Source organism: Streptomyces paromomycinus (assembly GCF_003865155.1).
Classification (GTDB): domain Bacteria; phylum Actinomycetota; class Actinomycetes; order Streptomycetales; family Streptomycetaceae; genus Streptomyces; species Streptomyces chrestomyceticus.
Map to the genome: position 1 here is coordinate 4661437 of NZ_BHZD01000001.1, position 12603 is coordinate 4674039.

Here is a 12603-nt window from a genome sequence, read left to right on the forward strand (position 1 = left end):
GCTCATCCCGCAAAGACACCCGAACCCCCGCAAAGGTTGTGGTGACAAAGGCCACAAACACCTGATGTGCGGATTTAGGGGTTATGTACAGTTTTCTGCGTCATGCGCATTACGGACTCATGCTTCAATTCCTGGCGCCTTCCGCAACTTTGGACCGTGGTGCACCACAGCAGTGCGTTTTACCGTCACCCCAAGAGACCTATGACGCACGCCCCCAAACCTTCAACTTCGGAGGAAAAACGTGAAATTAGCGCGACGCCTGACCGTCACCGGGTCGGTCATCGCCGTGTGCGCCGCAGCTGTCGTCAGCATGGCGCATGCCACGGAGACCATGGCCAGCCCTCCGGCCAACGCCGCCGACAGTCAGCTGGAATTTCCTGCGGAGGACTTCCACTACCCACAGGCCGAGGCGATCGAGAAAAAACTCGGCATCGTCCTCAAACGCGGCGATGGTCACATCACGCTCGCCGACTGCACAACCAGCGGCAGCCTGCTGGAAGTATTTTCTCGCACCAAAGATAAAATATGCTTCCGCACCACCGGGAAGACCGGCTACCTCAGTCTGGAGATTCCCTCGGTGTACGGGGCGAAGGCGGACGCCGCCCACCGGGCAGATTTGGTTCTGACTGCTGACGGCAGTGAGCAGAACATCGCCTTGGACAAGGACCAGTGGAAAGCGGTCGGCGAGACCGCCGACCCGGAGCATCGCAACCACACGCTCGTGGAGATAACCACCTCCAGCTGATCCGCCGCGGGCTGACCACGTCCCGTTTGTCCGCGAATTCCGCCGAACTCATCTGTCCCCCTGCTGAACAGCAGATAACTGATCGGAATACCTTGTCTCGAATACGCCCACGCGCAGCGGCCGCATTGCTCACCTCATGCACCGCGCTCAGCGCGTTGAGCGCCGTGCCCGCTCATGCTGTCGTCGGTGAAAGCGCCAAGGACGGTACATACTCCTACACCGCTCAGGTCATGTTCGGTGAGCACGCACGCGGCTGCTCGGGAGTGCTGGTGGACCCGCAGTGGGTTCTGACCGCGAGCAACTGCTTCACCGAGAAGCCCGGTGAGGTGCTCTCCCCCGGCAAGCCGCGCCTGAAGACCACGGTGACTGTCGGCCGTACCGACCTGACCAGCACGCAAGGCACCGTCAGCGACGTCAGCGAACTGGTGCCGCACCCCAGTCGTGGCGTGGTGCTGGCCCGCCTGGAGCGTCCCGCTGTGGGGGTCGACTCGCTTCCCGTGGCCGATGCTCCTGCCGAAGGGGGGAAGACGCTGACGGCAGCGGGCTTCGGCCGGACCAAGGACGAGTGGGCCCCCCTCCAGCTGCACACGACGGCCCTCGTCACCGGCAAGGTCGGCGACGACGCCCTCACCTTGACGTCGGCAGGGCCCTCCGGCGGCATATGCAAGGGTGACGCCGGAGGCCCCGTCGTCCGCGAGGACGAGAACGGCTCCGAACTGGTCGCTCTCGCTGCCGGCTCCAACAGTGCCGGCTGCTTCGGGTCGGACGTGACCGGACCGGGTCAGGCCTCGGCCATCCGTGTCGACGGGCTCAACTCCTGGATGCGCGGTCACTTCCAGAGTTCACTGCTGATGCCGGGGCAGCGGCTCAACCCCGGCGAGAAGCTGGAGGGCCGCCGCGTTGAACTGCGTATGCAGAAGGACGGCAACCTGGCCATGTACCACAAGGCGGGTGGCCAGGTCCTGTGGGCCACTCAGACCTTCGGCAACCCTGGCGCTTACCTCCAAATGCAGAGCGACGGCAATCTCGTCGTCTACAAGAAGACCGGCGGGCAGGGCAAAGGCGGCAACCTCTGGGCCTCCGACACCTTCCGCTCCCCGGGTTCCTACCTGCACCTCCAGGACGACGGGAACATGGTCGTCTACAAGAAGGACGGTGGCCAAGGCAAGGGTGGCTCCCTGTGGAGCAGTGACACCTTCGGCCGGCCCACGTCCCTCACCACCGGGATGGAATTGCGGCCGGGCCAGTGGATCGAGAACCAGAACACCACGCTGCTGATGCAGCGGGACGGCAATCTGGTCCTCCAGCACCGTGAAAGCGGCGTGACCCTGTGGGCCAGCGGCACCTCCGGGGTGGGCAACTACGCCCGCATGCAGGACGACGGCAACTTCGTCGTCTACAAGGCCAACGGCGGACAGGGCAAGGGCGGCGACCTCTGGTCCACCAAGACCTCCAAGAACCCCGGCGCGTTCCTTCACCTGCAGGACGACGGCAATCTCGTCGTGTACAAGAAGGACAGCGTCCCGGGCAAGGGCGGTTCGCTGTGGGATGCGGCCACCTGGGGCCGGCCCAACACGTTCGCCGGCGGCCAGGACCTGCGCGCGGGACAGTGGATGTCCTCCAAGGCGGGCCTGCTGATCATGCGGTACGACGGCAACCTCGCCCTGTACCGGCGGGATGACAGCACACTTCTGTGGGCCAGCGGCACCTCCGGCGTAGGCAACTACGCCCGCATGCAGGACGACGGCAACTTCGTCGTCTACAAGGCCAACGGCGGACAGGGCAAGGGCGGCGACCTCTGGTCCACCAAGACCTCCAAGAACCCCGAGGCCTTCCTGCGTCTGGACGATGACGGGAAGCTGGTCGTCTACAAGGCCGGCGGCGGGCAGGGCCAAGGCGTCCTTTGGAAGGCCGGCTAGTCCTACCTGATCAACCGAGTGCGGTGTGGGTCCCTGATGCCTCGGGATCCACACCGCTGTCGTGTTCGCCCGGCTGCTGGGGCTTTACGGAAGGCCGTCTCGCCTCCAGCGTCGTCGGCGTACAGCCCGTTGCACCCGGCCGCGCCTTCGCCGGGCTCCTGATGGTTTTGGGGCGCTGCTCGGTACAGAGTCTGCCCGAGCAGCCGACCGCCCACGTGGCCGGTGTTCCGAATGTGGCGCGAATTGCCGGACTTGCCAAAGCCGACACGGGTCGTCAGGAAACCGGTCTGTGATGAACCACCCGTGGCCTGAGTTCATCGTCCTAGGCAGACACAATCGGGCACTGCCGGACTTCCCCGGCATTCCGTGCCCATGGCATCGCCCCGGTTCGGCCTTGTGCTCGCCTTCCTCCGCAGTGGGGGAGCACCCGCCACCAGGGCACTCAGGGGGTACACGATGGCCGGGCTCCGCTCGGGAAACAGGCTCGCCGCGCTGGACGGGCTACGGCTGCTGGCCGCGCTGATGGTGGTCTTCTACCACTACGTCGCACTCGCCAAGCCCTGGGGACACGACACGGGCACGATCTTCCCGGCCACCCGCGCCGCGGCCCAGTACGGCTGGCTCGGTGTCGAGATCTTCTTTCTCATCAGCGGCTTCGTCATCTGTATGAGCGTGTGGGGCCGCTCGCTGGGCGACTTCGCCGTCTCCCGTGTCTCCCGGCTGTTCCCCGCCTACTGGGCGGGCATCCTGCTCACGACGGTGGTCGTCAAGCTGTGGCCGGAGGTCGATTCCTTCCGGGGCCTGGACCGGGTGATCAACAACCTGACGATGCTCCAGTCCGGGAACGACTCCCCCGATGTCGACCCGGTGTACTGGACGCTCTTCGTGGAGCTCAAGTTCTACCTGATCATGGTCGCGGTGGTGTGGTTCGGCGTCACCTACCGCAACTGCCTGATCCTGTGCGGCGTGTGGACGGCGGCCGCCGCGCTCGCCCCGGGTCTGAACACACCGTTGCTGACCGCGTTCGCGATGCCGCAGTACGCGCCGTTCTTCATCGCGGGCATCGTCTTCCACCTCATGCGGCGCCACGGGCAGAACGCGGTCCTGTGGGCCCTGATCGCCGTACAACTGGTGCTCGCCCAGCGGTACATCGACTACCGCATGGCCACGAGCCTGGGCAAGGCCGCCGCGTCCGCCCTGCCCGGCTGGCCGGCCCGCCTGATCATCGTCGTGGGCTTCGCCCTGGTCGGCGCGATCGCCCTCGGCGCGTTCGACCGGATCCGGTGGAAGTGGCTCACCACCGCGGGCGCGCTCACGTACCCGCTCTATCTCATCCACATGAACATCGGCATGACCTTGATCCACCACTTCCGGAACCGGGTCTCCGCGCCGGTCCTGGTGCTCTCGGTGACGGCGCTCATGCTGGTCGCCGCCTGGATCGTCCACCGCTTCGTCGAACGCCCCGTCGGGACGTGGCTGCGGGCCGTCATGCGGAAGGGGGTCGACGACGCCCGCCGGCACATGACCTCGCGGCGCGAGCCCGTCCGGCAGCCCGAAAGGCCGCCGGTACGGATATCGGTACCCGGCGATCCCCGGGCAGCAGGCAGCCCCACGGGCAATGAAGTTGAACGTACAATTACTTCGTCACGATGACCTGCCCGGGAAGGCTACGCACATGAGCGACGAGGAAGCCCGGCCCGCCGAGCTGCCCGGCATCGAAGTCTTCACCCCGCGCGACGTCCCCCTGGGCGGCCCGCGCGCGATGACCGTACGCCGTACGCTGCCGCAGCGCTCCCGTACCCTCATCGGCGCCTGGTGCTTCGCCGACCACTACGGCCCCGACGATGTCGCCGCGACGGGCGGCATGGACGTCGCCCCGCACCCGCACACCGGCCTGCAGACGGTGAGCTGGCTGTTCAGCGGCGAGATCGAGCACCGCGACAGCCTGGGCACCCACGCGTACGTACGGCCCGGCGAACTGAACCTCATGACGGCCGGCCACGGCATCAGCCACTCGGAGGTCTCGACGGAGCGGACCACCGTGCTGCACGGTGTGCAGCTGTGGGTCGCGCTCCCCGGCGAACACCGCAACACCCGGGCGGACTTCCAGCACCACGTACCCGGTTCCGTACGGGTCGGCGGGGCCGAGGTCAGCGTCTTTCTCGGCACCCTCGCCGGAGTCACCTCCCCGGTACGTACGTTCAGCCCGCTGCTCGGCGCCGAGATCGTCCTCGGCCCGGGGGCGACGGCCACCCTCGCCGTCGACCCGGCCTTCGAACACGGCTTGCTCGTCGACCACGGCACCGTCCGGCTGTCCGGCACACCGCTGCGCCCGGCCGATCTCGGCTACGCCGCCCCCGGCCGCGACCGCCTCACGCTGACGAACACGTCGGACACGCCCGCGCGGACGGTCCTGCTCGGCGGCACGCCGTTCGAGGAGGAGATCGTCATGTGGTGGAACTTCGTCGGCCGTTCCCAGCAGGATGTCGAAGAGGCCCGGCGGGACTGGATGACCGGCTCCAGCTCCGATTCCCGCTCCGGATCCGGTTCCGGTTACGGTTACGGTTCCCGCTCCGGCTCCCGGTTCGGCGAGGTGCGCGGCTACGACGGCGACCGGCTGCCCGCACCCGAACTCCCCACCGTGGGGCTGAAGCCGCGCGGCCGGGTGCGCTGAGCGGCAACAGGCTCCGGCAGCACGACGCCCCCGCCACAAGGTCGGACCTGCGGCGGGGGCGTCGCGGATTACGCGGTGGCGCGCGATGTCGCGCGGTACGTCAGCTGTTGCGGCGGCGGAACGCCTTGCGCACGAAGTGCACGATCAGCCAGATCACCACGATGATGACGACCAGGAAAATGATCAGCAGCACGATGAGGAAGATGCCGAGCTTCTTGAAGAAGCCCTTTTTCTTCTTCTTGTCCTTCTTGTCGCCGTCCTTGTCCTTGTCCTTGTCCTTGGAGCCGAAGACCGCCGTCGTCACATGATGGCCGGCGGCCGGAGCGGCCTCCGCCTGCGCGGCCGGCGCGCTGCCGGCCTGCTGCTGGGCGCTGTGGGCGACCGCCGGAGCGGCGGGCGCCGCCGCTGCCGCCGAGCCCGCGGCGCCCATCAGGCCGAGCAGCAGGGCCACGACAACTGCGGTGATCCGCCCACCCTTTGCGCGTACGGCATGCGCGGCGCGTGCGGTGTGTGCGGAAGGCTTGCGCTCGGTGCTCATCCGGTCCGGTATCCCCTCGTGGTCGGTGCGGGGCGCGGCACGCTGATCGCGACGCGCGTCAACCATTATGGAACCGCCGGGAGACCGGCCGGTCAGTGAGCGGCCGGTCAGTGAGCGGCCGGGCCACGGTCGTTCGCGGCCGCCGGCGCCTCCCCCGGCCGTACGACTCTCGCGCCCGGCGCGTTCTTGTCGTCGCCGGTCTCGTCCTTCATCGCCTTGGTCTCGCTCTTGAGGATGCGCAGCGACTTGCCGAGGGCCCGCGCCGTGTCCGGCAGCTTCTTCGAGCCGAACAGCAGGATCACCACGATCGCCACGATCAGTAGGTGCCAGGGCTCCAGTCCGTTCCGCAGCATCGCCGTCCCGCCTCTCGTCCAGCCTGCGCTCGGCCGCTTGTCCGCTTTATAACTTGCTACATTGCGCAACTGTACAACCAACGGGCCGGTTCTTCCGTCTTCCCCGGCACAAAGCCACGCGGGTGAGGTGCACACATGACAGCAAGCAGCCACAAGGCGGTGGCCGGAAGCTCCGGACGGTCCAGGAGGACGGACCGGAGCGGGGCGGGCCGCGCGCAGGGCCGGGCCGTACGCAGGCGGCGCCCGCTGCGTACGGCCGGCATCGTCGCCGTCTCGCTGCTCGTGCTGATCACCGCGGGCGCCGGCTGGTTCTACTTCAAGCTCAACGGCAACATCACCACCTTCGGCGCGGAAGGAGTCAGTCCGCAGCGCCCCGCCGAGGGCGCCGGCGGACAGAACGTCCTGGTCATCGGCTCCGACTCGCGGTCCGGCGACAACAGCTCGCTGGGCGGCGGCGAAGGCGACGTGGGCCGCTCGGACACCGCCTTCCTGCTGCACATATACGGCGACAGCAAGCACGCGGTCGCCGTCTCCATCCCCCGGGACACCCTGGTGGAGATACCCCCGTGCCGGCTCCCCAACGGCAAGTGGACCGGGGCGCAGCACAACGCCATGTTCAACGCGGCGTTCTCGGTCGGCGAGAGCGCGCGGGGCAATCCGGCCTGCACCCAGAACACGGTGGAGAAGCTGTCCGGCGTACGCGTCGACCACACCGTCGTCGTCGACTTCGAGGGCTTCTCCAAGATGACGTCCGCGGTGGGCGGCGTACCCGTCTGCCTGCCCAAGGACATCTACCAGGGCGACCTGAACCCGAACCGGCACTCCCGAGGCGAGCGGATCTTCGCCAAGGGCCCGCAGAACGTCTCCGGTCAGCAGGCGCTCGACTACGTCCGCATCCGGCACGGCATCGGCGACAACTCGGACATCGGCCGCATCCAGCGCCAGCAGGCGTTCGTCGGCTCGCTCATCAAGAAGGTCAAGGAGCAGGGCTTCAACCCCACCACCCTGCTGCCGCTGGCCAACGCCGCCACCCAGTCCATGACCGTCGACCCCGGCCTGGATTCGGCCGACAAGCTGCTCTCCTTCGCGATGTCCCTGAAGGACATCGACCTGCACAACACCAAGTTCGTCACGCTGCCCTGGCGCTACCAGGGTGCCCGGGTCGCGATCGTGCACCCGGAGGCGGACCGGCTCTGGGCGGACATCAAGGCGGACCGCACGCTGGACGGGAAGGACGCGGGCGGACCGGGGTCCGCCGGGGGTGGCGGGGCGGCTTCTTCGAGCCCGTCGCCGTCGGGAACAGGCGCAGGTACGGGCACAGGTACGGGTACGGGCACAGGTACGGGTACGGACGCGAGCCCCGGTACGGGTACAGGTACGGGCGTCAGCGTCGCCGTCTACAACGGCACCACCGCCACCGGCCTCGCCGCCCGCGCCGCCGACCAGCTCAAGTCCGCGGGCTTCACCGTCACCGGCACGTCGACCGCGCGGACCCAGGACCACGCGACCACCGTCGTCGAGTACGGCGCGGGCAAGGAGGCCGAGGCCAAGACCGTCGCCGCGCACTTCCGCGGCGCCCAGTTGGTGCCGACGGCCACCGCGGGCGTCAACGTCGTCCTGGGCGCCACGTACGCGTCCGATCCGGCGCTGGAGTCCCCCGCCGCCTCCGCCCCGGGCCCGGACCCCTCGCCCGGGTCGTCGGCGTCCGGGTCGTCGGCGTCCGGGTCGCCGTCGGACATCGCCGGCAAGGCGCGCTCGGCCGACGACAACATCTGCTCGGACCTGTCCTACGGCTGAGGCGACGTACCGGGGCCGGCGGCCCTGTGGTCCGTGGCCTCCGGGTCCTCCCCGGCCGCTTTACGGTCGTACCGGTCCTTGGCCCACGCCAGCCCGGCCCCGTACAGCACCAGCACCGCCGCCAGCAGCCCGTAATAGAGGGGAGGCAGCGGCGCCATCCCCAGCAGCGGGCCCAGCGGCGACGGAGGCAGCAGCAGCCCGATCACGGCGAGCGCACACACCGCGATCCGGATCGGGCCGGGCGCCCGGCCTTCCGCCGAGCGGCGTCCGGTACGCAGCAGGTACATCACCAGCGCCTGCGTCAGCAGGTTCTCCGTGAACCACCCGGCGTGGAACGCGTCCTGGCCGCCCGGGTCGCCGAACCCGTGCACGGCGAGGACCAACACGCCGAACGTGGCCAGGTCGGCCGCCGCGTTGAGCAGGCCGAAACCGGTGATGTAGCGGAGCAGGTCGGCGGGGCGCAGGACGGCCGGGCGGCGCAGCGCGGCGGGCCCCGGCCGGTCGAAGGCGAACGCGAGCTGGACCGCGTCGAAGCACAGGTTCTGCACCAGGACCTGTGCCGGAAGCATCGGCAGGAACGGCAGCAGCAGCCCGGCGCCGAGCATCGCGATGACGTTGCCGAGGTTGGAGGAGAGGGTGATGCGCAGGTACGTGGCGATGTTGGCGCTGCTGCGGCGGCCCGCGACGATCGCGCCGTCGATGGCGCCGAGGTCCTTCGAGGCGAGGACCACGTCGGCCGCCTCACGGGTCACGTCGACGGCGTCGCGCGGGGCGATGCCCACGTCGCAGGCGTGCAGGGCGGGCAGGTCGTTGACGCCGTCGCCGAGGAAGCCGACGGTACGGGGCGGGGCCACCACGGTCTCCACCGGGCCCGTACTCGATCCCGTACTCGATCCCGTAGTCGATCCCGTACTCGGCCCCGGACCCGGCTCCGGACCCGGCTCCGGGCCCGACCCCGCCCGCAGCGCCGCCACGATTCGCGCCTTGTGCTCCGGTGTGCAGCGCGCGAAGGCCGTCGTGCGGGCGGCGAGCCGGGCGAGTTCCGCGTCCGTGAGGCCGTCGGTCCGGTCGGCCGTGACCACCGCGCCGGGCCCGGTGTCGAGTCCGAGTTCCCGGCAGACGTGGGTGACGGTGCCCGGATGGTCGCCGGTGAGGATCTTCACGGCGACACCGCGCCGCGCCAGCCCCGCGCAGGCCGCGGCGGCGGTCGGGGCGAGCGCGTCGCGCAGGCCGACGAAGCCGACGAGGGTCAGGCCGCGCTCGTCCGCCGTCGTGTAGCGGCGGCCGGGCCGGGCGGGCCGCTCGGCGACCGCGACGGCCAGCAGCCGCAGCCCGTCCGCCGTACGGTCCGCGACCAGCCGGGCCAGGCGGGCGCGGCCCGCGTCGTCCAGGTCGGTGTCCTCGCCCCCCGCACGGTCCGTACGGACCCGGGCGCAGCGCTCCAGTACGGCCTCGGGCGCGCCCTTGACCACGAGCGTGTGAGTGCCGAGCCGGAGGCCGGCCCCCGCGGCGGCGTCCGTACGGACCACCGCGCACGACGTACGGCGTACCGGGTCGAAGGGCAGCGCGGCGATGCCCTCGTACGCCAGCAGCTCGTCGAAGTCGTCTTCGGCCGCCTCCAGGACCGCCTCGTCGAGCGCGTCCGGCGTGGGCAGCTCGGCGAGCTGGAGTGTCCACAGGCTGTTGACGGCCGCCCAGTGCAGCGGCTCGGGCGCCGGCCGCCCGTCCGTGCCGAAGGCGCAGTCCAGGACCGGGCGGTCCTGGGTGAGGGTGCCGGTCTTGTCCGTACACAGCACGTCGATCGCGCCGAGGTCGTGCAGCGCGGGCAGCCGCTTGACGATCACCTCGCCGCCGCGCGCGAGGAGCGCCGCGCCCCGGGCGAGCGCGGTGGTGACGATGACCGGCAGCATCTCGGGCGTGAGCCCGACCGCCACCGCGACGGCGAACGGCAGCGTCTCCAGGCCGCGGCCGCGCAGCGCGGCGTTGGCCATCAGCACCAGCGGGGGCGTGAGCAGCATGAAGCGGATGAGGGTCCAGGAGACGCCGTTCACGGAGCGGTCGAAGGCGCTCGTGGGACGCGCACGCCGGGTGCCGCGCGCCCCCGGCCCGGGGGCCGCGTCCTTTCCGGACGGCCGCCGGTAGGTACCGGTCCGGTACGTACCGGTCCGGTACGTACCGGCGAAAACCGTGTCCGCGCCGGTCGCCAGCACCACGGCGGTGGCGCTGCCGGACGCCACGCTGCTGCCCTGGAAGCACAGCTCGGGCCGTTCGAAGAGGCCCGGGGCGGAAGTGTCCGTACCGGGGGCGTCCGTACCGAAGGCGTCCGTACCGGGGGCGTCCGTACCGGAGGCGTCCCCGGCCGTACCGGAGGCGCCCCCGGCCGTACCGGAGGCGCCGGTTCCGGCCTCCACCGGCCACTTCGCCACCGGCGCCGACTCCCCCGTCAGCGGCGCCTGGCGCACCGTCAGCCCGCTCGCCCGCAGCAACCGCAGGTCGGCGGGGACCAGGTCCCCCGGCCCGAGGCGGATCACATCGCCCGGCACCAGTTGGTCGACCGGTATCTCCCGGGTCGCCCCCGGCCTCCGCTGCACCGTCGCCGTCGTGGCGATCAGCTCGCGCAGCGCCGCCGTGGACCGCTCGGCGCGGTACTCGCCGCTGGACCGCAGCACCGCGCTGACCACCACCAGCACCGCGATCACGCACGCCGTCCCCCAGGAGGCGACGGCGGCCGAGACCAGGGCCAGACAGAGCAGTACGGTCGTGAACGGATCGCGCAGGCTGCGCACGAAGCGCCAGGACCGGCCGGCCGGCCGCTGTTCGGGCACCGTGTTGTCGCCGTACCGCAGCAGCCGCTCCTCGGCCTGCGCCTCGGTCAGGCCGCGCGGCCCGCTCTCCAGGGACCGCAGCGTCTCCAGCGCCGTGAGCCCGGGGGTGTCGCGCAGCCGGGCGCCGCTGTCCGCCCGTACGCCCGGTGGTGCGGTGGTGTGCCGGCCCGGCTCCGCCTCCCCTTCCGTACGGGCGGCCGCCGAGCTCACGGCCCTCTCAGGCGCCCAGGCCACGGACGCGTCCCGGAACCGCCGGGCCGTCGGACCGGCCCGTCCGGTCGGTCAGCTGCCCCACCAGCCACCGCACCATCGCCACCACGTCGGGGTCGTCCACCAGGTACACCACGCGGCGGCCCTCGCGCCGCGACCGCACCAGCCCCGCCAGCTTCAGCTTCGCCAGGTGCTGGCTCACCGCGGGCAGCGCGCCGCCCACCCGCTCCGCCAGCCCGCTCACGTCGCACTCGCCGCCCGCCAGCACCCAGACGATGTGCAGGCGCGCGGGCGACGCGAGCAGCCCGAACGTCGCCGCGGCCTCCGTCAGCACCTCGGCCGACGGATCCGCCACGTCCTCGACGCCACTCGTCACAGCCGCTCTCCATCCGCCCAGGGCCGCCCAGGGGCGGGCCCGTGCCCCCGAAAGGTCCCAGTCTAGGTGCCGGGCGTCCGGCACTCCCGTACGAATGAGGACCTGCTTCCGGCCCCGCTCCCGTACGGCGCGCCCCAGACCCCGTACGGCAGAAGCCCCGGTCCCGGGCCCGAGGACCCGGAGCCGGGGCTCCGTAGTGCGGTCGGGGGAAACGGCAACGGGGGGACATGCCGTTTCCCCCGATGGTGGACCGGGCCTCGAAGTCCGCGCCGCCGTCAGGGGGGAAGCTTGCGGCGTGGACCCCGCAGCGAGGCTCGGGTCCCGCGCCCCGCGCATTCCTGCCAGATCCGCGGGGCACACGACCATCCTGCTCGGCGCGCCCCTCACGGAACGCAGGCAAAGGGCCTGCCTCCAAGGGCCTTTGGTCCTCAAAGTCACGGCCGGCCCGCGCGCCCCACCCCCTTCCACTCCCTTCCCACTCCCTTCCCGCCCCCTATCCGCCTTCCTCCCCTCCCCGTCCCACCGGCTCCGCCCCTGTTACGGAAGTGGTTACACTCACCCGGTCTGCACGCTGGGGAAGGGCGGGCGGGAGCTGCCGTAGGGGAGACGGGGACAGTCAGATGGCGCAAGCGAAGAAGATCGCGCTGTACGTGGTGGCCGTCTTCGTCCTGTACACGATCATCACGTCCCCGGCCCGCGCCGCCGATCTAGTGCAGATAGGGTTCGAGGGCATTTCGTCGGCCGCCCACGGTGTCGGCGAGTTCATGACCCAGCTGATCTCGTAGGACGCGCCGGCCGTACGCAGACGTGCGGAACGGGACGTACGGCGCGGGACGGCCACGGGCCGACCGTACGGAGGACCGCCCAGTGATACGCCACCTGGTTCTTTTCAAGCTCAACGACGGTGTCGGACGCGACGAGCCGCGGGTCGTGGCCGGCGCGAAGGCGTTCCGGGAGCTGGCCGACCAGATCCCCGAGCTGGAGTTCTGGGAGTGCGCCTGGAACATCACGGACCGGCCGATCGCGTACGACTTCGCCGTGAACTCCGCCGTGGCCGACGCCGACGCCCTCAAGCGTTATATCGAACACCCGGCCCATCAGGCCGCCGCCGGACAGTGGCGCGAGTTCGCCACCTGGGTGATCGCCGACTACGAGTTCTGAGCCGC

11 protein-coding genes are annotated in these 12603 nt (G+C 70.5%); 7 read left to right on the plus strand and 4 right to left on the minus strand.

The genetic code is table 11. From position 1 onward, the window contains the following. Positions 1-241 precede the first annotated feature (241 nt). The 4 genes from OEIGOIKO_RS19570 to OEIGOIKO_RS19585 all read left to right on the plus strand — a co-directional run bounded on the left by OEIGOIKO_RS19570 (position 242) and on the right by OEIGOIKO_RS19585 (position 5338). The gene (locus OEIGOIKO_RS19570) at positions 242-745 is read left to right on the plus strand and encodes a hypothetical protein (protein WP_125055148.1); all 504 of its coding nucleotides are present in this window, start codon (positions 242-244) and stop codon (positions 743-745) included. Between the two features lie 164 nt (positions 746-909). Then, the gene (locus OEIGOIKO_RS19575) at positions 910-2664 is read left to right on the plus strand and encodes a trypsin-like serine protease (RefSeq protein ID WP_170251771.1); all 1755 of its coding nucleotides are present in this window, start codon (positions 910-912) and stop codon (positions 2662-2664) included. Between the two features lie 456 nt (positions 2665-3120). Continuing rightward, positions 3121-4317 (plus strand): acyltransferase family protein, encoded by a 1197-nt coding sequence (locus OEIGOIKO_RS19580; protein ID WP_125055150.1) that lies wholly within the window; start codon positions 3121-3123, stop codon positions 4315-4317. Between the two features lie 22 nt (positions 4318-4339). Continuing rightward, positions 4340-5338: a pirin family protein gene (locus OEIGOIKO_RS19585; protein ID WP_125055151.1), complete on the plus strand. Its 999-nt coding sequence runs from the start codon at positions 4340-4342 to the stop codon at positions 5336-5338. A 100-nt stretch (positions 5339-5438) separates the two neighbouring features. Here the strand turns inward: OEIGOIKO_RS19585 and OEIGOIKO_RS19590 are convergent, their stop codons facing one another. Both OEIGOIKO_RS19590 and tatA read right to left on the minus strand, forming a co-directional pair. Beyond that, positions 5439-5942: a hypothetical protein gene (locus tag OEIGOIKO_RS19590; RefSeq protein WP_125055152.1), complete on the minus strand. Its 504-nt coding sequence runs from the start codon at positions 5940-5942 to the stop codon at positions 5439-5441. A gap of 41 nt (positions 5943-5983) precedes the next feature. Next, a complete protein-coding gene (gene tatA / locus OEIGOIKO_RS42890) occupies positions 5984-6229 on the minus strand; it encodes a Sec-independent protein translocase subunit TatA (protein WP_246177426.1) in 246 nt (81 codons plus the stop codon). Between the two features lie 135 nt (positions 6230-6364). Between tatA and OEIGOIKO_RS19600 the strand changes: the two genes are divergently transcribed. Beyond that, positions 6365-8026, plus strand: a complete 1662-nt coding sequence (locus OEIGOIKO_RS19600) for an LCP family protein (RefSeq protein ID WP_125055153.1) — start codon at positions 6365-6367, stop codon at positions 8024-8026. Here OEIGOIKO_RS19600 and OEIGOIKO_RS19605 read toward each other — a convergent pair. Both OEIGOIKO_RS19605 and OEIGOIKO_RS19610 read right to left on the minus strand, forming a co-directional pair. Then, on the minus strand, positions 8017-11061 hold the full coding sequence (locus OEIGOIKO_RS19605) for a P-type ATPase (protein ID WP_125055154.1): 3045 nt from the start codon (positions 11059-11061) through the stop codon (positions 8017-8019). The genes OEIGOIKO_RS19600 and OEIGOIKO_RS19605 overlap by 10 nt on opposite strands. A 7-nt stretch (positions 11062-11068) precedes the next feature. Then, entirely contained in the window at positions 11069-11437 is a 369-nt protein-coding gene (locus OEIGOIKO_RS19610; protein WP_125055155.1) for an ArsR/SmtB family transcription factor, read from the minus strand. A 620-nt stretch (positions 11438-12057) separates the two neighbouring features. Between OEIGOIKO_RS19610 and OEIGOIKO_RS41665 the strand changes: the two genes are divergently transcribed. After that, the gene (locus OEIGOIKO_RS41665) at positions 12058-12222 is read left to right on the plus strand and encodes a hypothetical protein (protein WP_167515140.1); all 165 of its coding nucleotides are present in this window, start codon (positions 12058-12060) and stop codon (positions 12220-12222) included. 82 nt (positions 12223-12304) lie between these two features. Then, positions 12305-12598: a Dabb family protein gene (locus tag OEIGOIKO_RS19615; RefSeq protein ID WP_125055156.1), complete on the plus strand. Its 294-nt coding sequence runs from the start codon at positions 12305-12307 to the stop codon at positions 12596-12598. Positions 12599-12603: the final 5 nt, after the last annotated feature.

Excerpts from the sequence above, each read along its gene's own strand:
- tatA (WP_246177426.1), bottom strand. The coding sequence starts at position 6,229 with ATGCTGCGGAACGGACTGGAGCCCTGGCACCTACTGATCGTGGCGATC.
- OEIGOIKO_RS19585 (WP_125055151.1), top strand. The coding sequence starts at position 4,340 with ATGAGCGACGAGGAAGCCCGGCCCGCCGAGCTGCCCGGCATCGAAGTC.
- OEIGOIKO_RS41665 (WP_167515140.1), top strand. The coding sequence starts at position 12,058 with ATGGCGCAAGCGAAGAAGATCGCGCTGTACGTGGTGGCCGTCTTCGTC.
- OEIGOIKO_RS19580 (WP_125055150.1), top strand. The coding sequence starts at position 3,121 with ATGGCCGGGCTCCGCTCGGGAAACAGGCTCGCCGCGCTGGACGGGCTA.
- OEIGOIKO_RS19590 (WP_125055152.1), bottom strand. The coding sequence starts at position 5,942 with ATGGTTGACGCGCGTCGCGATCAGCGTGCCGCGCCCCGCACCGACCAC.
- OEIGOIKO_RS19600 (WP_125055153.1), top strand. The coding sequence starts at position 6,365 with ATGACAGCAAGCAGCCACAAGGCGGTGGCCGGAAGCTCCGGACGGTCC.